This window comes from Yersinia nurmii (assembly GCF_001112925.1).
Classification (GTDB): domain Bacteria; phylum Pseudomonadota; class Gammaproteobacteria; order Enterobacterales; family Enterobacteriaceae; genus Yersinia; species Yersinia nurmii.
In genome coordinates, this window is record NZ_CPYD01000003.1 from 224,349 (window position 1) to 244,101 (window position 19,753).

Consider the following 19,753-nt stretch of genomic DNA (forward strand, 5'->3'; position numbering starts at 1 on the left):
TCATCAGTAACTAATCCGCCGTTCAGAATACTAATTGCAGCTTATATCCGTTAATACGAGGTTATTTTTCATTAGCCTCGGAATAACCTGATGTAAATAAGGATAAAGAGATGAATAAGTTAACGAAAGCGAATTGTTTTTTGATGACCGGAACTGGTCTGTGACATGTTTAAAAACAGCAATGAGGCAGAAAAAACATTTAAAACAATAAATTACTTACACTAACGCATTCAGATGGCGATTTTATAATGCTGTGAACCCGGCAGACTCTCTAGCCCGCAGTTGTCTACGGGCATCGCTTGATCAACTGACTAATCTTCTTTTATCAATACGCTGTAACCCTATAGATAACAACATGCTACCACCCAATGCCAAAGCAAAAACGTAGAAAACATCCAGCACCGGATAGGCGGTAAAATCAAAGTGGTGGGTGCGGATAAAGTGAATGATCAGCGCGTGGAAACCATAAATCGCGAGAGAATGACCCGAAAGCCAAGTTAACCAAACTCGGGGTTGGGAAAGACAGTTTTTAAACCAGATTAGCAGAGACACCGTCGCAATAAAGACCAGAGGGCTACAATACATGTAGAAGGTATCAGCGAAATTTCCATTGATAATACTTTGTTTTTTCGTCGAAATGACGATCAATCCTACGCTCACAATAAAAGCAAACGCTGCTGCCCAACTTATCGATTTTCCGTCCGTATTCAGCATACCAATCGCCCGCCCTAACATTGCATATAGCAGGTAATAGAAGGTATCTCCGTAGATATACAGGTTTACAGGCAGCAAATGGAAACCACCGAGAGAGAATTTACTGGTATAAGGATTGGCAACCACTGCCAGCAACAGTATCACTGCGGCAACGTAACGGCCTGATACAGGCTTGACGTTAATCAGCGGGGAAACCAGATACACCACGATAATGGCGTAGAAAAACCACAGGTGATAAAACACCGGCTTTTGCAAAATATTTTTTAATGAAGCCCAGCCGCCAATCGGCGTCAGTATGGATATATAAATCAGAGCAATAGCACTATAAAAAGTCAGGCATAGACCGATGCGTAAAAAATGCTTCTTACCGGCACTTTTTTCACCCAAAAACAGATAACCCGAAATCATAAAGAACAAAGGGACGCCAACCCGAGACATGGAATTCAGTAAGTTAGATAAATCCCAACTGAATTCACCGACCGCTGCTCCGCTGGTGAGATAGTAAGTGGTGGCATGAATCATAACCACCATAATGCAAGCTACAGCCCGCAAATTATCAATCCATCCAATTTTATTGGTCATGCCTATTCTCTGTTGCTCATGCATTTGGGCCAAAAAAGTTAACAATAAGTTATATACTAAGGGCGCTAACAGTAACTCAAAAAGAAATACTCGCCCAAGGTAATTAAGAATCTACCTGCATGTAAATCGTTGCCATTATTCATTATTGACGGCAAAATAGCCGTCCTAACTCGTCTCGACAGCGTTTCTCGCTGAGGCAGTTCCACTTTTCTTATTAATCATTAATTACTTAATCTATGCAAACTACGTTAACACCCGCGAAACCTTTAGGCCGCCGGGCGCTGTTGTTTCCCCTGTGTTTAGTACTATTTGAATTCGCAGCCTATATTGCCAACGATATGATTCAGCCCGGTATGCTGGCAGTCGTCGCTGATTTCAACGCCAGCATAGAATGGGTTCCCACATCCATGACCGCCTATTTAGCAGGCGGTATGTTCCTGCAATGGTTGCTAGGGCCGCTCTCCGATCGCCGTGGCCGTCGTCCGGTAATGCTGGCGGGCGTGGCTTTCTTTGTCGTTACCTGTCTGGCTATTCTTTTGGTCAATACCATAGAGCAATTTATTGCTATGCGCTTCCTGCAAGGCATTGGTCTGTGCTTTATCGGCGCCGTAGGTTACGCCACCATTCAGGAATCATTCGAAGAAGCGGTATGTATTAAGATCACCGCGCTAATGGCAAACGTAGCTCTGATCGCCCCGCTGCTTGGCCCGTTGGCCGGTGCAGCCTTGATTCACGTTGCGCCGTGGCAAAGTATGTTTGTGCTTTTTGCGGTTCTGGGTGCAATTTCATTCATTGGCTTATGGCGAGCAATGCCAGAAACGGCCGTGTTGAAAGGTGAAAAGCTCTCGCTTTCAGCCATGTGGCGTGATTATAAGCAAGTGCTGGCTAACCGTCGCTTTCTGTGCGGAGCATTGGCATTAGGCTTTGCCAGTCTGCCATTGTTGGCCTGGATTGCACAATCGCCGGTTATTTTGATCAGTGGCGAGCAGCTATCGACCTTTGACTATGGTTTATTGCAAGTGCCTATTTTCGGCGCATTAATCATTGGTAACCTGACGCTGGCGCGTTTGAGTGGTAAAACCCGCATTCCTCAACTGATTAAACTCGGCGCAGGGCCGATGATCGGTGGGTTGATACTGGCCGCTGTTTCAACGCTTTATTCATCTCACGCTTATTTGTGGATGACAGCGGGTCTCAGTTTATATGCTTTTGGTATTGGTGTAGCAAATGCTGGTTTAGTGCGCTTGACCCTATTTGCCAGCGATATCAGTAAAGGTACGGTTTCTGCCGCAATGGGGATGATCAGCATGTTTGTCTTCACCTTGGGCATAGAGTTGGCGAAAGTCGCCTATCTGTGGGGAAACAGCGGTATCTTCAATCTTTTCAATTTAATCAGCGGCCTGCTGTGGCTATCGCTGGTAGCAATATTTATTCGTAAACAGCCTGAAGCTGTAGCTGCGAAATAATAAAAACCTAGCGCTGATGATGTGAACAGATGGGTTCGGCTAATGCTGAACCCATGTTTAATAGTTATTAAATCTATAAAGCATCGGTAGGAATGTATTCATCACAAAATACATCACAATTGATATGGAATCAGGTATTTACATCAGCGCTGATGCACTAACAAAACATACCTCGGTCGCGCAGAATATGGTCGTTGCCACGGCGGCGGGTAAAGCCGCTGCGATCGAAAAATTCCAGAATCTGAATCGCTAACTTACGGCCGACACCAAGGATGTCGCGGAAATCCGCTGCGCTGGCGCTACCTTTGCTGGCATCCAGAGTACGAATCAAATCGGCAAACTGATAGATTCTACGGTTCAAATAGTAGCGGTCAGGCACAATCGCGGTGATATGACCCAAACGCGCCGCTTTACGTAATAGTCCACGCATCGACTCTTCATCCATTTCCAGCGCTACGGCCAGATCCCGTACCCACCAAGGGTCACTTTCAAAATATACTCGCGCACGCAGCCACTCTTTTTCCTCTTCAGCGGTAAACGCCAGACTGTGTTCAGGCAAATGAAGCCAGCCACGCGTATTCGCCAATTCGCCGTCAGCAACTAATTGATCGATAACCCGATTAACCAAAGCCTCATCAAGCGTCGGTAAAGCCATGCGGCGCAGACGGGCACGGCCCAATCCCAACTGATCGCTGTGCTGCTGATGGTAACTGGCGAGTACTTGCAGCAGGCTTTGCCGGGCATTTTCGGCCATCGCTGAGGAAAGTACGCTATCGCCAGCCACTAACTGTTGGCTATCTGCCAATAGCTTATCGAGTTGTCCCTCGGATAATTGGCGTGCCCAGGCAAACTGTTGAACCGACACCGGCCCTTTATCCAATTGAAGGTTAAGCACTTCCGCATCTGTCGTGGCCTGCGCCAGCGCAGTCAGCCACGCCAAAAACGCCGGCTGCCGCTTACCTCTTTTCGGGGATGACAGAGCAATAACTCGCGCGCCACCTAGAGTATGTTTTGCCGCAATGTCACGCAGGATAAAGCGATCGTTCTCTGCTAGATACAACGGTGTATCCAGCAACAATTCGGCCAACATCGGGGTTTCTGTGCCATTCAACATGGAAACTCGACCGGTAATATGGCTCGCACCTTGATGTAAATGTAGAGATTGCCAATGATGCATCGGCGCATCCGTTGTGACTTCCACCAGCACCCGATCCTGCGCTTCCGGCGGCTGTCGCTCCAATAGCCAATCGCCGCGAGAAATTTGCTGTTTGCTAGTATCACCGGTGATATTCAGCGCAATCCTTTGGCCTGCCTGCGCATGAGTGACTGGCTCATTCTGCGAATGAATACTTCGTACCCGAACCGGACAATCGCTGCCGGTTAACCACAGAGTATCGCCAACGGCTACTTGCCCCGCCAGCAGCGTTCCCGTCACGACTAGCCCTGAACCTTTCAGACTAAAAGCCCGATCGATTGCCAGACGGAATCGCCGTTGAATACGTTGAGCATTGCTATCCAGCTGGCTAAGCTGCGCCAGATGAGCGCGCAGTTCGTTGATACCGACTCCGCTGTTAGCGGCGGTGATAAACAGGGAAATCTGATCGGCAGCCCAACCTTGCTGCGCCAGTTCGCTCAACACCTGCTGGCGAACCTGCTCAATCTGTTGCTCATCGACACGATCGGCTTTGGTTAACGCCACGGTCAGTTTTGGGTGGCCACTGAGACGTAAAATGGTCAAATGTTCATGTGTTTGCGCCATTACGCCATCGTCACAGGCCACTACCAGCAGGGCGTGGTCGATACCGCCCATTCCTGCCAGCATATTGGATAGAAACTTCTCATGACCGGGAACATCAATAAAACCGAGACTACTGCCATCCGGCTGCGGCCAATAGGCGTAACCCAGATCGATAGTCATACCACGCTGTTTTTCTTCCGGCAGACGATCGGCATTTACGCCGGTTATAGCCTGTAATAGCGTGGTTTTACCGTGGTCAACGTGACCGGCGGTGGCAATGATCATCAAACAAGCTCCCTGAGCAAAGCATCTTCATCATCTAAACAACGTAAATCTAGCCACATGCGCCCATCCCGAAGATGACCGATCACCGGCTGATTCAGACGGCGCCAGCGGTTAGCCAGCGACAGCAGAGTGCTACCCCGCCCGTCTTTAGGTGTGAAGGTTATCGCCCAACTGGGCAAACGATCGACCGGCAAAGAACCGCTGCCAATCTGCGACCAGCATTCTTCGCTGGCAAGATCAAAATCCAGATAATGCGCGCTAAGCTCCGGTAATAGGCGCTCGGCGCTGTCATGCATCTCTTGCTGTGGACGAGTGAGTATGCGCAACGATGGCAGTAAATCTGCCAACCGATCCGGTTGTTGATAGAGACGTAGTGTAGCTTCTAATGCTGATAGGGTCATTTTATCGACCCGCAGAGCGCGTTTGAGCGGGTGCTGCTGAAGTTTGGCGATCCAGTGCTTTTTACCCAGAATAATCCCCGCCTGCGGCCCTCCCAACAATTTGTCTCCGGAAAAAGTAACTAAATCGACGCCAGCGGCAATCAGTTGCTGCGGCATTGGCTCGGCTGGTAATCCGTATTGGGTCATATCGATTAGCGAACCACTGCCCAAATCCGTGGCCGTCGGCACAGAAAACTCCTGCCCCAAGGCTGTTAGCTGAGATTCCGTTACCGCGGCGGTAAAACCTTGAATACTGTAATTACTGGTATGAACCTTCATCAGCAGACCGGTATTTTCACCGATTGCCTGCCGATAATCCTTCAAATGAGTGCGGTTGGTTGCGCCAACCTCAATCAATTGGCAGCCCGCTTGGCGCATGACGTCAGGAATACGGAAAGCACCGCCGATTTCCACCAGTTCACCACGTGAAACCACGACCTCTTTGCCCGCAGCGACCGCCGCCAGCATCAGCAATACCGCCGCCGCGTTATTGTTCACAATACAGGCGTCTTCTGCGCCGGTCAGTTCACAGAGCAAATCCGCTACCGCCCGATCCCGATGCCCGCGTCCGGCGTCTCCGAGATCATATTCCAGCGTCACCGCACCGCGCATCGCCGCCGTCACTGCGTTAATAGCAGACTCGGCCAAGGGCGCACGGCCAAGATTGGTATGCAATACCGTACCGGTGAGGTTGAATACGGGTTTCAGGGCGGGTTGGCGTTGGTTAAGCCGTTGACGTAATTCGGTAATCCAGCCGCTATGCCAGTGCGGCAGCGCCTGAGTCTGGCGGATGATCTCGCGGGCCTGCGTTTGCATTTTCCGCAGGATATCAGTGAGTAGCGTCGCACCATATTCATCCAGTAAAGGAGCCATTTCTGGCTCCCGCAACAGGCGGTCTATGGCAGGTAACTGGCTATAAAGTTGCTGAGGTTCTGCGCTCATAGTCACTCAAATCAGGGAGATAACGGAAAGTTATTCGCCGGGGAACAGGAACGGGTTAACGCTACTGCGGGCGAAACCTTCGCCTTCCATTTTGGCATCCAGAATCAGCGAGGCCAAATCATCAGCCACCGCTTCAACCTGCGGATCTTTTTCCTGATACAGAATTTTCAGATAAGTGCCGCAATCACCGCAACTTTCTGCTTTTACCGCTGCCAGTTCGCTATCCAGTGACCAGTAATTCAGATCGCGGCTTTGCTCGCAGTTACTGCATTTTATCCGCACGACGTGCCATTCGCTTTCACACAGATTGCAGTGCAAGTAACGCAAGCCATTCACTGTACCGATATGCACCACGCTGGAAACCGGAATACTACCGCAGACAGGGCAGAACTGACGGTGTTCACCATATTCCGCACGAGCTTTACCAGGGATCTGACTGGCCATTTGCGCCCAATACAGCGATAGCGCCGCCCAGATAAACGGGGATTTCTCACTGCCGATCTTGCCGAATTCACGATTCAACAATGCGTCAGCGTAGAGTTCCAGCTCATGTACCGATGATTTTTCCAGATTATCCAGCACGACCTGAATATGCTCAGGCGCATCCGGGCGCAGTTCGGCAATCAGCGCCGACAGCAACAAGCGCCAGTGCTCGGTACGAGGAAATACGCTCGCATCCAACGGCGGCTTGCCGCTAGCGGCTGAGTGCTCCAGTTCCGCCCGCATATCCAACGTCAGCGGGTGATCATGCAGCGCTTTTTGCTGCGCTTCGGTAATTTTAGCGGCAAAATCCAGATAATCAGACAACGGATTATCTAGCGCCAGTTGCCGTAAACGTTCGGTTCGGCGGGTATACAGGCTTTTTAAATTCGCGAAAAGTAACGGCGGGATTGTCCCCGCCGTTGATGCTCTTTCGCTTTGTTGACTAAGTTGGTCCTTAGGGACAATGCGAATACTCATTTCAGGGTTTCTCTTCCTGTTTTTTCTGACGGGTTTCCCGATACCAGCGCGGATGGTGCTTTTTCGCCCATGCCGCAGGCACCCAGCCTTCCACCATCGCCGTTATCGTGCCTTTCACCCAAATGGCCGCATAAATGTGAACCATGATGACGATGATTAGCCCCACCGCTGCCAATGAGTGCACCAGTAACGCCAGGCGAATCAATGGAATCGGGAAATACTCGGCGAAGTAAGGCCGCCAGATAACCACACCACTGGCCACTAACAGCACCAGACTTATAATTGCTGCCCAGAATACGCATTTCTGACCAAAATTATAGCGTCCTGTGTCGCCCACTTCCTCATTCATGGCAATTTTGTGGATATTCTTCGCCCAGACCAGGTCTTCGCGGTTGATCAGGTTATGTTTCCAGTAACGGAAAAACATGATCATAAACGCAGCGAACATAATCACCCCGGCGAAGGGGTGAAGAATTCGCGCCAGCTGCGGCGTACCGAAGATGTTCATCAACCAGTTAAAAGAAGGGAAGAAGAATCCCAGCCCGCTAATGGCCGCCAGCATAAAGCAGAAGGCCACTATCCAATGGTTGATTCGCTCCGGTGCGCTGTAGCGCTGGATCGGCTTTTCTTTTTTCATTTCCGCGTCTCCCCGTCTTGCTGTTCGGAAGATGGCTGAGTGGATGACGGTGAATCTGACGATGCAGGGACGGATTTATCCTCTTCATCCTCATCTTCTTCCACCCGGTTCGGGCCAACGCCAACATAGTGGAAAATACTGGCAGCAAAGGTGGCAGCAAAGCCCACCGCAGCCAATGGTTTCCAGATGCCTTTCCAGAAAGTAACCGTCGGGCTAATGGTCGGATTTTCAGGTAAACCGTGGTAAAGCTGAGGTTTATCCGCATGGTGCAACACGTACATAACGTGAGTACCGCCAACGCCCGCCGGATCGTATAAACCTGCGTTATCAAAACCACGGGTTTTCAATTCAGCCACGCGCCCTGCCGCCACTTCCTTCATCGACTCTTTAGTACCAAAGTGAATAGCGCCTGTCGGACAGGTTTTCACACAGGCCGGTTCCTGACCCACATTTACGCGGTCAACGCACAGGGTACATTTGTACACCCGATTGTCTTCCTTGTTCATGCGCGGTACATCGAAAGGACAGCCGGCAATGCAGTAACCACAGCCGATACAATGCTCCGATTGGAAATCCACGATACCATTGGCGTACTGAATAATAGCCCCTTCCGACGGACATGCCTTCAGGCAGCCAGGATCGGCACAGTGCATACAGCCATCCTTACGGATCAGCCATTCCAGCTTGCCGTTTTCCTCCACCTCGGAGAAACGCATTACCGTCCATGATTTAGCGGTCAAATCGGCGGGGTTATCGTACACCCCGACGTTATGACCGACTTCATCACGAATATCGTTCCATTCCGAGCAGGCAACCTGACAGGCTTTACAACCAATACAGGTGGTGACGTCGATAAGCTTCGCCACTTCAGCCTGATAGTTACGATCCTGCGGTGGTGGCGTCAGGGAATTAGTACCGGAGCGCCGAATAATGTCTTGAGATTGCAGTGACATAGTTGTTCTCCGTTACACCTTTTCCACGTTAACCAGGAACGCCTTGAACTCTGGCGTTTGCGTATTGGCATCGCCAACGAACGGCGTCAGGGTATTGGCAATAAAACCTTTCTTCGCCACCCCTTCATAACCCCAGTGAATAGGAATACCAATGGTATCCACTTCCTGTCCGTGAACGCTCAGCGTGCGAATACGTTTGGTCACTACCGCCTTAGCTTTGATATAGCCTCGGTTAGAGCTGACTTTCACCGTATCCCCGTGCTTGATACCTTTCTTCTCGGCCAGTTTTTCACCGATTTCCACAAATTGCTCCGGCTGGGCAATAGCATTCAATAACGCATGCTTGGTCCAGTAGTGGAAATGCTCGGTCAGACGATAAGTGGTACCCACATAAGGGAATTGCTCATGGGAACCCATACTTTCCAAATCGTCTTTAAATACGCGAGCGGCCGGGTTGGAAATCACGTTCGGATGCAGCGGGTTGGTACCCAGCGGCGTTTCAAACGGCTCGTAATGTTCTGGGAACGGCCCTTCCGCCATTTTGTCGATGGCAAACAGACGCCCCATCCCTTCCGGCTGCATGATAAACGGCCCGACATCACTGCCCGGTGCAGCGGCACTGTAGTCAGGAACATCAACTCCAGTCCATTTCGCTCCGTCCCATTCCAGCAACTGGCGTTTCGGATCCCAAGGTTTACCCTGTGGGTCAGCCGAGGCGCGGTTGTACAGAATACGGCGGTTCAGCGGCCATGCCCATGCCCAACCCAGCGTATTACCGAGGCCAGACGGATCGGCGTTATCACGACGTGCCATTTGGTTACCCGCTGGCGTCCAGCTACCGGCAAAGATCCAACAACCGCTGGCAGTGGTACCGTCATCGCGCAGATGAGCAAAGGTACTCAACTGCTCACCTTTTTTCACCAGCACTTTGCCATCGGCATCGGTAATATCTGCCAATGCGCGACCGTTGCTTTCCATCGCCACTTCTTCCGGCTCCGGATTGTCTGGCGTCAGGTAGTCCCAAGTCATATTGAGGACCTGTTCCGGCACCGCGCCGCCTTCACGCTGATACATCTCGCGCAAGCGCATCAGAATACCCGCCAGAATGCCACCGTCGTTCATGGCTTCGCCGGGGGCGTCAGCGCCTTTCCAGTGCCATTGCAACCAGCGGCCGGAGTTCACGATAGAACCGTTTTCTTCAGCAAAACAGGTAGATGGTAGACGGAACACTTCGGTCTGAATTTTTGACGGATCGACGTCGTTAAACTCGCCGTGGTTCTGCCAGAAATTCGAGGTTTCCGTATTCAGCGGATCGATAGTGACCAAGAATTTCAATTTGGAAAGTGAAGCTATTACTTTGTTTTTATTCGGGAACGAAGCCACCGGGTTAAAGCCCTGGCACAGATAACCGTTGACCTTACCCTGCGACATCATCTCGAAGTACTGTAGTACGTCGTAGCCTTTATCCCATTTAGGTAGCCAATCGTAGCCCCAGCTATTTTCCTTCTGCGCTTTATCCCCGTAGAAACTTTTCATCAAACTGACGAAGAATTTCGGGTAGTTACTCCAGTAGTTCACCTGACCCGGTAACAGGGTTTTCGGCGTATTGGCAGCAAGATAGGTTTCCAGATCCGGCTGTTTTTCGGACGGCAGGTTCATGTAACCCGGCAGGCTTTGCGACAACAGGCCAAGGTCAGTCAAACCCTGAATATTGGAGTGACCACGCAAGGCGTTAACCCCGCCACCGGCCATGCCCATATTGCCGAGCAGCAGTTGTATCATTGCCATGGTACGGATGTTTTGCGCCCCGACGGAATGCTGAGTCCAGCCCAACGCATACAGGAAGGACGCCGTTTTATTCGCTGCACTGGTTTCGGCAATGTATTCACAAACTTTGATAAAGTCTTCCTGCGGCGTACCACAGATATTGCTAACCACTTCCGGCGTGTAGCGGCTGATATGTTCTTTCAGCAGGTTCCATACGCAGTGCGGGTCTTGAAGGGTAACGTCCCGTTTGGCGTAGCCGTTTTCATCCAACTGATAGTTCCAGCTGGTTTTATCATATTTACGGTTATCAGCGTCGTAGCCGCTGAACAGGCCGTCTTCAAAGGCAAAGTCTTCCCGCACCAGCAGGCTGGCGTTGGTGTAAGCCTCGACGTATTCGCGATTAATTTTTTCGTTGGTGATCAGGTACAGCAATACGCCGGACAGGAACGCAATATCGGTACCGGAACGGATTGGCGTATAAAAATCAGCCACCGATGCCGTACGGGTAAAGCGTGGATCTATCACGATCAGCTTGGCATTGTTGTGGATCTTGGCTTCCATCGCCCAGCGGAATCCCACTGGATGCGCTTCTGCCGCATTACCGCCCATGACGATAACTAAATTCGCGTTCTTAATGTCAACCCAGTGGTTGGTCATCGCACCGCGACCAAATGTTGGAGCAAGACTTGCTACCGTTGGTCCGTGTCAGACACGTGCTTGGTTGTCTACGGCAAGCATGCCGAGAGCGCGACTAAATTTTTGAGTCAAATAACCCGTTTCGTTGCTGGATGCAGAGGCACACAGCATACCGGTGCTGAGCCAACGGTTAACGGTCACGCCCGCTTCGTTGGTCTTAATGAAATTCGCATCCCGGTCTTCTTTCATCAGTTTGGCGATACGAGTAAAAGCATCATCCCAACTGATTCGTTGCCATTTATCGGAGCCTGGCGCGCGGTATTCTGGATATTTAAGGCGACTTTCGCTGTGGATAAAGTCAATCAGGCCTGCACCTTTCGGGCAAAGCGCGCCGCGGTTGACCGGGTGATCCGGATCGCCTTCAATGTGGAAAATACTCTCTTTGGCGTTTTTTGCGCCATCGCCGAGGCTATACATCAATAGCCCGCAACCAACGGAGCAATATGTGCAGGTATTACGGGTTTCGCGGGCTCGCAGCAATTTATACTGCCGCGTTTCCGCCAACGCCACCGCCGGCGCAAAGCCGAGTGCCGCCGCCGTGGTTCCTGCCATACCGCCAGCGCAGATCTTAAAGAACTGCCTTCTGCTGACCTGCATGGGTCTCTCCTCAATTCACGATTGTCACAGTGTTTTTAACAGGCGCTTTCCCCGATAAAGGCGTCGGCGCTAAAATCGTTATCTCACTACCGCTTCGCAGCGATAGAGAATAAGGTTCACAGCCTTATCCTTACCGTGGAATACTACCACACTGTCATTATGGGATATAACACTCAGGATCGCATCAGTGAGCCAGATCAAACCAGCACGAACAGCCAATTCGACCACTATTTGCGGTGCCAGACAACTCGAGCTGTGGCAGCGGCAGGACTTAACCACCACTCAGCCCGACTGGCTGGCGGAAGAAGTGCCTATCGCTCTGGTATATAACGGAATTTCTCATGTCGTCATGATGGGGACGCCGAAAGATCTGGAGGCTTTTGCTCTCGGCTTTTCTTTGTCGGAAGGGATTATCAGCAGCCCGCAGGATATTTACGCTATCGACGTTAATCCCACCTGCAACGGCATCGAGGTGGCGATTGAGCTATCCAGCCGCCGTTTTGCCGGTTTGAAAGAACGACGCCGAGCCATGGCGGGCCGCACCGGCTGCGGCGTGTGTGGCATCGAGCAGCTGGCCGATATTTTCCGCCCAATAACACCTTTACCCTTCAGCCAACGTTTTGATTTAAACCAATTGGATAGAGCATTGGGGCAGCTTAAACAGGTACAAACCGTAGGCCAGCTCACCGGTTGCACCCACGCGGCGGCCTGGATCAATCCAGAAGGCGAATTATTAGGTGGCTGCGAAGATGTCGGTCGCCACGTAGCCTTAGATAAACTGTTAGGACTACGAGCTAAACAGCCGTGGCAGCAAGGCGCGGTATTGGTTTCCAGCCGCGCCAGCTATGAAATGGTGCAGAAGTCCGCCATGTGTGGCGTCGAGATTCTATTTGCCGTATCTGCCGCCACCACGCTAGCTGTTGAGGTCGCCGAGCGCTGTAATCTCACGCTAGTTGGCTTTAGCAAACCCGGCAGAGCCACGGTGTACACCCATCCGCAGCGGTTAATCTAAAGGCGGTGGTTTTTATTGGCTTAATACGGAGTTAAAAGCTGGACATAGAGGACGAAGCACACGGTTACCTTATTTCGCTTTAGTTCTGGGTAGAGGGTGCAACAGAGAAAGCCATTATTCTGAGTGTAAAGCCCCCAAAAAAGTGCCCGTCGTATCGAAGAGTGATTGAATTAAAAAGGATAGTAAAAATTTCGTCACACTTTTGCTTCATAGAAAACACGCAGTAACCACACAAAAACTACGGCATTGATAATCATTTTCAATATCATTTATTTAACTATAATGATCCGAATGCTTACGTGGCGCTCACCTTTTTGCGCCGCTCTACACTACGGAGACGATGAATATGAGTTACTCACTGCCATCCCTGCCTTATGCTTACGACGCACTAGAACCACATTTCGATAAGCAGACGATGGAAATCCATCACACCAAACATCATCAGACTTATGTCAACAACGCGAACACCGTGTTAGAAGCCTACCCGGAGCTGGCTAGCCTGAGCGTGGAAGACGTTATCAAAGACCTGAGCAAAGTTCCTGCTGACAAGCGCACCTTCATGCGTAACAACGCCGGTGGCCACGCTAACCACAGCTTGTTCTGGAAAGGTCTGGCGCTGAACACCACGCTGGAAGGCGATCTGAAAGCCGCTATTGAGCGCGATTTCGGTAGCGTAGACAAATTCAAAGAAGAATTCGAAAAAGCGGCGGCAACGCGTTTCGGTTCTGGCTGGGCGTGGCTGGTTCTGAAAGACGACGGCAAACTGGCCGTAGTGTCTACCGCTAACCAGGACAGCCCGCTGATGGGCGAAGCGGTTTCTGGCGCATCTGGCTTCCCGATTCTGGGTCTGGATGTGTGGGAACATGCTTACTACCTGAAATTCCAAAACCGTCGCCCAGACTACATCAAAGCATTCTGGAACGTGGTTAACTGGAATGAAGCGGCTAAACGTTTCGCTGAAGCGAAAAAATAAGCCCGATTAGCCAGAGTCAGCGCGGGTTTCCGCCCTTTCTCGCTAATGACCATGCCGGCAGCTGATTGCCGGCATTTTTTTGCCTATAGAAAGCCCAGTCTTATCCCTATTCCCGCTGATTGCGAAGATACACTCTAAGCACATCGCTATTTCCACGAGTTTCACCCCATCTCACCGCCGGGAATAGCTCTAGAGCGGCTATTAATACCGCTTTTTATTGCTAAAGTTTAACCATTACTTGCCGATAGATTGTACAAGAAGAACTATTGCCCACATCGCTATTGAGAAACAAATCCTGAGTAAAACAGGCTAGTGACTGCTCAATAGTTAAGCCAGCAATAATCATTCCCCAAAAACTAGACCCTTCCTTGGATTCACCTGCGCTGATTGATCTGTCTTAGGAATACCGCATAACGGAGAATAGTATGGCTGCTATGAGCAATTTATTTGGAAGCTTTGAGAACGTAAAAGTAGGGAAAAAACTGGGATTAAGTTTTTTCATTATGCTGCTGCTGGTTAGCATCATCGCAGGCACTGGTGCTTACCACTTTTCCGAGATCGAAGCGCGCGCCTATAAGGTTGACCTGAGCTATCAAATTAACGATGAAGTGAACCAGGCAAAGTACAATCGTGCGCTGTACGAACGATCTTACGATCCCGCATTTATGACCGCTAACGCCAAACATATCAATAATATCCTTACACTGTTGGCGCAAAATGAGAACATGAGCTGGAGCGCTGAAAACCGCAAAAACATCGATCGAATTATCGAGGTGATTAAAGCCTATCAGCTGGAACAGAGAGAGTTTCTGGCTACGGTTGAACGAAAAGATAACGTCCGCAAAAGCTGGAATATTTCTGAAACCCAGAAATACCTGAATCAGCTTGAACAAAACTTCCTGAATGAAGGGGCAGATACCAACACCCGCATCCTACTGGCAGAAATGAACCAGAAACTGATGGCGGTACGCTATAACGCCCGTGGGCTGCTGCTGGATCGCAATCAAGAAGCGGAAGACTCGATCATTACCGCCATTGATGTGGCGCAAAACGCCGCCAACGCATTCCTGCCGGTACTGTCTAGCGAGCAACAGAAAATGATGGCGCCGGTTATCGAGAGTTTGAAAGCCTATAAAGCGAATGTTCTGGCTTACTTACCGGCTTACGAGCAGGAAATTGCCGCAGGGAAACAGCTAGAAACTAAAGCTATCGAGCTGAATTCTCTGGTGAAAAATCTGTTTGTTCAGGAGTTACAAGGCACTCATGATGAAATCGACAATGCGCAGGCGCAGATGACCGTTGTCGCTATCGTGGCGCTTTTACTTGGTTTGTTAATCGCCTGGCGTATTACTCGCCAGATTACCGTGCCATTGCGCACCACGCTGGCGATGGCGGAACGTATTGCCACTGGCGATCTGACCGCGACCACCACTTCATCTCGTTCCGATGAACTGGGTCTGTTAATGAACGCCGTGGCGCGCATGAATGAAAATCTGCGCAGCATGATTGATGATATTCGCATTGGCGTCAGTCAGGTTTCTCATGCTTCTGGCGAGATTGCTGCTGGTAATACCGATTTATCATCACGTACCGAACAACAGGCCGCTGCGGTAGAAGAAACTGCCGCCAGCATGGAGCAGCTAAATGCCACGGTGAAACAGAACGCAGATAACGCACATCATGCCAATCAGTTAGCCACCGAAGCTTCTGATACCGCGCAGCAAGGCGGAAAACTGGTAAATGACGTAGTGCGAACCATGAGCGATATTTCCAGCAGCTCTAAGCGTATTTCTGAAATTACCTCGGTAATCAATAGCATCGCTTTCCAGACCAACATACTGGCACTGAATGCGGCAGTTGAAGCGGCACGAGCAGGCGAACAAGGGCGCGGTTTTGCCGTGGTCGCCAGCGAAGTACGTAATCTGGCGCAGCGCAGTGCACAGGCGGCAAAAGAAATCGAAGGGCTGATCGCAGAGTCGGTTTCACAGGTCAATAACGGCACATCTTTGGTGCAAAATGCCGGTCAAACCATGGAGAATATCGTTCGTTCGGTGACGCATGTACGCGATATTATGGCGGAAATCGCCTCAGCGTCCGATGAACAAAGCCGTGGAATCACGCAGGTCAGCCAGGCGATATCTGAAATGGATAGCACGACGCAGCAAAACGCCGCACTGGTAGAAGAATCTGCTGCCGCTGCCGATTCGCTGGCGGAGCAGGCGATTCTATTGGCGCAGGCCGTCGCCGTATTCCGTTTATCGGAAAGCGCTGAAGCCGGCGATTCGTCTCAGGTTGCGACTAACGCATCGCCAGCCGCATCTCGTCCAGCATCAGATAATGTAAAAGCAAATCAGCAGGATAATTGGGAAACCTTCTAATCCTCGCACTACGGGAGCCGCTTCGCGTGGCTCCCGTCCATTCACTCATATCGATTAACCCTGCGTTATCCATACCATTTTGCCATTGGTAGCCAGACTGATTGCAAGGTATTCTGAGTCTTCCCCGCGTAAGCAGACAAGGAGAGCTTAATGGTTTATCCGCAGGTTTATATCGGTAATATCGAGCCTTATCCCGGCAGCAGCCCCAGCGCCATTGGTAAGCGCCAAACGGACGGCAGCCTGATGCTGAAGCCGTTAGGATTAGAGGGTGATGAGCAGGCTGAAACACGCTTTCACGGCGGCCCTGACCGCGCTCTGTGCCACTATCCCCGGGAACATTATGCTCATTGGCGTCAGCAATTTCCAGAACAGGCGGATAGCTTCACTGCGCCCGCTTTTGGCGAAAATATCTCTACCGAAGGCTTAACCGAACAGAATGTTTATATCGGTGATATTTTCCGGTGGGGAGAAGCGCTGATTCAGGTTACGCAACCGCGTTCGCCTTGCTACAAACTCAATTTTCACTTCGCTATTGAGGATCTTTCGGTACTGATGCAGCAAACGGGTCTGTGCGGCTGGCTTTACCGCGTGATATCACCGGGAAAGGTGAGTGACGAACAGCCGATAGAGTTAGTGACTCGTTGCAGCGATATCTCGGTCGCAGAGGCGATTGCCATTGCTTTCCATATGCCATTTGATGAAGAGGAATATCACCGTTTACTTGGTGCCGCTGGGCTGTCTGCTAGCTGGAGTAAAACCATGGTGATGCGATTGACTCATGGCAAAATAGAGAATTTCAATCACCGCCTGTTGGGTCAGGCGTGAGCCTAAAGATTTGATCTACGTGTTTTACGGGAAACATCTAGATATCTGACTAATACAAAAGAAAAACCGGGTGATAGCATGGCCATCAACCCGGTTTCTATTTCACCGCGTATAAAAATCAGAACGCTTTTTTCGCGTAACCGGTCACTTCTTTCAGCCCCATTTCACGGCCTAGTGCCGTCATTGGGTGCACCACGATCAAGCCACGAGCCACTTTTTTCAGTGAACCCATATCGGCCTGTTCTTTTTTGGTGATGGCTCGGCTGAATGGCATTTTGGTCAATTCCTGCGCCTGAACGCTCAGGTTTTTTACCCGAACCTCTTTCAAACGCTGAATTTCAGCAGCCAGTTTCTCTTTTTCTTTCATATGCTGGGCGATCAAATCAACGTTACCCTGTTGAATGACTGCGGTATCTTTGTGTTTCAATGCATCCAGCATGTCGCTCAGACGTTTGATTTCTGCTTGTTCTTTCATAAAGTTGGCCCGTACATGCCACTGATGGGCACGAAAATTCGCTAAAGTTGGAAATAGGATATCACCTATAGTGTATCAGGATGCGCTTCTTTCGACAGCCCACACCTCAGCAGATCACCAGCCAACGCCTGCGGGTAATCCACTGATCTCACAGGCTGCCGCTCCTACCACCGCCAAAGCCCAAGTATAACTATCGTTAAACGGATAGCAGCATGACAGGCGGAATGCGTGACGGTAGCGCCCGCTGGGTGAATACAGCGTGCCCGGTGTCAGGCAAATATGCTGTTGCAGCATTTGATGATACAACGCAACGGTATCCACCGAGGGAGGCAATTCTATCCAAAAAACGAAGCCGCCGGCAGGTCGGGTCGCTTTCGTTCCTAGGGGAAAATGTCGATTAATTAAGATGCGCGCCTGTTCCACCTGAGTCGCGTAGCGGCGGCGCAATCCGCGTAAGTGATGATCGTAGCCACCTGATTCCAAAAATAGCGCTAGCGTTTCCGATAACAACGCCGGTTCTGCCATCGAAGAAACGGCCTTTAGCTTGTGTAAAGCTTCGGAGAAACGACCACCGTCAATCCAGCCTATACGAAAATCAGGTGCCAGCGTTTTTGTAAAACTAGAGCAGAATAGTATCCAGCCATCCCGATCGAAAGCTTTCACCGCTGGCGACAAACTGCTGCCAAACTGAATTTCAGCGTATAAACCATCTTCAATCAGCGGCACCTGATGATCGTTCATCAGGTTGGCCAGCCGTTTTTTGGCCGCCAAAGGCATTGTATAACCTAGCGGATTCTGCACCGTCGGCATTGCAATAACCGCATTCAGCCTCCCTTCTTGGAGCAGCAACTCCAACACATCCAGCGATAACCCTTGCTGCGGATCGGTCGGAATTTCAATGGTTCGCAAGCCTAAACTAGCTAACAATGGCATCAGATAGAAGTAGGTCGGTGATTCCAGGCCTACGCAGTCTCCCGGTTTAGTGGTGACACGCAGCGCCAGCTGTAACGCCTCCATACAACCGTGAGTAATGGTTATCTCTGAAGGATTTGTCACCATACCCAAAGTTAGCCCTCGACGAGCAATTTGCTGACGCAAACGATGACTGCCGGGTGGTAATGCGTATTTGCTGATTAAATCCGGCTGGCGGCGCAGCAAAGAAGCCATCACTCGCCCCAGCTTGGCGCTGGGATAAAAATCAGACGTTTGTGGGCAAGCCAATGAAATATTTGTAAAAATTGGGTTGGACTGAGCGGCAAACACCGTTTCTATCAAATCCAGCACCTCGTCCACCGGTTTACTAGCCGAAGCCGTTGGCACCAACGCACTGGAGGGAGTGCAAACATAGAAACCGGACTGCGGACGTGCCTCAATCAGGCCACGATCTTCCAACGTACGATAGGCGGCCACCACGGTATTAATGCTGACCTGATGGCTCTGGGCGCAGCTTCGCACCGACGGCAAGCGGCTTCCCGCAGATAAACTGCCATTATTTATCGCTTTGGTTAACCCATCTGCAAGTTGTAAATAGCGGATTTCATTAGTAATAGTAGACATGGTGACAATTCTCCGCTGTTCCGATGGGTACAGTTTATAGTTTTCTTTACTGTACCCATCAGAATAGAGAACTTCTGGTTCTGCCGCCACTGCCCATTGCTGGTTATGCTAATTCCTTTGTTTTATTTCACTGAGGAATACCCATGTTGGATAGCGCATTTATCAGTTATGTCACCGTTATGTCCATCACGCCCGGTCCGAATAATCTGCTGCTGGCTGCATCCGGCGTCAATTTCGGCCTGCGAAAAACCGTACCGATGATGTTAGGAGTGACCTTTGGCAGCGCCTTTCAATGCGCGCTGACCACAACGCTATTGGCATTGGTACTGAGCTGGGCCACGGTGATTCGCCTGCCGTTGGTGACAATAGGATGTGCCTATTTACTTTGGCTATCGTGGAAGATTTATATGTCTGGCGCGCCGGGAAGCAAGGAAAAACAGCAGCCAATGAGTTTTATTCAGGCCTCACTGTTTCAGGCCATCAATCCCAAAGCCTGGCTGATGAGCATCAATGTCGCGATTTTATTTACCCCTCGTCCCGGAGAAATGCTCAGCCACACGCTGCTACTGGTGACCGGATTTGCCTTACTCAATTTGCCGTGCGTGGGCGTCTGGGCAATCATGGGGGATAGGTTGCGTCATGCGTTAACGGTGAATTGGAAATTGCGGTTATTTAACGGATTAATGGCAGGACTGATGGCAACGACCGCCCTGTGGCTATTAGTCGATGAATGGATGGCGGTCTACCAATAAAAAT

Annotated in this window: 15 protein-coding genes; 6 read left to right on the forward strand and 9 right to left on the reverse strand. The window is 50.5% G+C overall.

What is annotated here, in order from left to right; all coding sequences use genetic code 11:
* Positions 1-303: 303 nt before the first annotated feature.
* A complete protein-coding gene (locus AD970_RS05760; RefSeq protein WP_049597364.1) occupies positions 304-1,296 on the reverse strand; it encodes an acyltransferase in 993 nt (330 codons plus the stop codon).
* 236 nt (positions 1,297-1,532) lie between these two features.
* On the opposite strand from AD970_RS05760, the gene AD970_RS05765 reads away from it, so the two are divergent.
* Positions 1,533-2,762 carry an MFS transporter gene (locus AD970_RS05765; protein WP_049597365.1) on the forward strand — a complete coding sequence of 410 codons (1,230 nt, stop codon included), beginning with the start codon at positions 1,533-1,535 and terminating at the stop codon, positions 2,760-2,762.
* Between the two features lie 157 nt (positions 2,763-2,919).
* Here the strand turns inward: AD970_RS05765 and selB are convergent, their stop codons facing one another.
* Genes selB through fdnG form a run of 6 tightly spaced genes read right to left on the reverse strand, consistent with a single transcriptional unit; the run spans position 2,920 to position 11,777 of the window.
* A complete protein-coding gene (gene selB, locus AD970_RS05770) occupies positions 2,920-4,785 on the reverse strand; it encodes a selenocysteine-specific translation elongation factor (protein WP_049597366.1) in 1,866 nt (621 codons plus the stop codon).
* Complete coding sequence (gene selA / locus AD970_RS05775; RefSeq protein WP_049597367.1) at positions 4,785-6,167, reverse strand: L-seryl-tRNA(Sec) selenium transferase; 1,383 nt, start codon at positions 6,165-6,167, stop codon at positions 4,785-4,787. The genes selB and selA overlap by 1 nt, the downstream gene beginning before the upstream one ends.
* A gap of 30 nt (positions 6,168-6,197) precedes the next feature.
* Positions 6,198-7,127 (reverse strand): formate dehydrogenase accessory protein FdhE, encoded by a 930-nt coding sequence (gene fdhE, locus AD970_RS05780; RefSeq protein WP_049597368.1) that lies wholly within the window; start codon positions 7,125-7,127, stop codon positions 6,198-6,200.
* A 1-nt stretch (position 7,128) separates the two neighbouring features.
* Positions 7,129-7,764 (reverse strand): formate dehydrogenase cytochrome b556 subunit, encoded by a 636-nt coding sequence (gene fdoI, locus AD970_RS05785; RefSeq protein WP_049597369.1) that lies wholly within the window; start codon positions 7,762-7,764, stop codon positions 7,129-7,131.
* Positions 7,761-8,717 carry a formate dehydrogenase subunit beta gene (gene fdxH / locus AD970_RS05790; protein WP_049597370.1) on the reverse strand — a complete coding sequence of 319 codons (957 nt, stop codon included), beginning with the start codon at positions 8,715-8,717 and terminating at the stop codon, positions 7,761-7,763. Before fdxH ends, fdoI begins: the two co-directional genes overlap by 4 nt.
* A 12-nt stretch (positions 8,718-8,729) precedes the next feature.
* Positions 8,730-11,777 carry a formate dehydrogenase-N subunit alpha gene (gene fdnG / locus AD970_RS05795; RefSeq protein ID WP_157045459.1) on the reverse strand — a complete coding sequence of 1,016 codons (3,048 nt, stop codon included), beginning with the start codon at positions 11,775-11,777 and terminating at the stop codon, positions 8,730-8,732.
* Positions 11,778-11,964: 187 nt separating this feature from the next.
* Between fdnG and fdhD the strand changes: the two genes are divergently transcribed.
* The 4 genes from fdhD to yiiM all read left to right on the forward strand — a co-directional run bounded on the left by fdhD (position 11,965) and on the right by yiiM (position 16,965).
* On the forward strand, positions 11,965-12,789 hold the full coding sequence (gene fdhD, locus AD970_RS05805) for a formate dehydrogenase accessory sulfurtransferase FdhD (RefSeq protein ID WP_049597373.1): 825 nt from the start codon (positions 11,965-11,967) through the stop codon (positions 12,787-12,789).
* Between the two features lie 346 nt (positions 12,790-13,135).
* On the forward strand, positions 13,136-13,762 hold the full coding sequence (gene sodA / locus AD970_RS05810) for a superoxide dismutase [Mn] (protein WP_049597374.1): 627 nt from the start codon (positions 13,136-13,138) through the stop codon (positions 13,760-13,762).
* Between the two features lie 425 nt (positions 13,763-14,187).
* Positions 14,188-16,140: a methyl-accepting chemotaxis protein gene (locus AD970_RS05815; RefSeq protein WP_049597375.1), complete on the forward strand. Its 1,953-nt coding sequence runs from the start codon at positions 14,188-14,190 to the stop codon at positions 16,138-16,140.
* A gap of 150 nt (positions 16,141-16,290) precedes the next feature.
* Positions 16,291-16,965, forward strand: coding sequence for a 6-hydroxyaminopurine reductase (gene yiiM, locus AD970_RS05820; protein ID WP_049597376.1), 675 nt, complete (start codon positions 16,291-16,293; stop codon positions 16,963-16,965).
* A gap of 118 nt (positions 16,966-17,083) precedes the next feature.
* On the opposite strand, the gene AD970_RS05825 is transcribed toward yiiM, so the two are convergent.
* Together AD970_RS05825 and AD970_RS05830 are read right to left on the reverse strand one after the other, a co-directional pair.
* Positions 17,084-17,440, reverse strand: coding sequence for a YibL family ribosome-associated protein (locus tag AD970_RS05825; protein ID WP_049597377.1), 357 nt, complete (start codon positions 17,438-17,440; stop codon positions 17,084-17,086).
* A 114-nt stretch (positions 17,441-17,554) separates the two neighbouring features.
* Positions 17,555-18,997 carry an aminotransferase-like domain-containing protein gene (locus AD970_RS05830; RefSeq protein ID WP_049597466.1) on the reverse strand — a complete coding sequence of 481 codons (1,443 nt, stop codon included), beginning with the start codon at positions 18,995-18,997 and terminating at the stop codon, positions 17,555-17,557.
* Positions 18,998-19,140: 143 nt separating this feature from the next.
* Between AD970_RS05830 and AD970_RS05835 the strand changes: the two genes are divergently transcribed.
* Entirely contained in the window at positions 19,141-19,749 is a 609-nt protein-coding gene (locus tag AD970_RS05835; RefSeq protein ID WP_049597378.1) for a LysE family translocator, read from the forward strand.
* Positions 19,750-19,753: the final 4 nt, after the last annotated feature.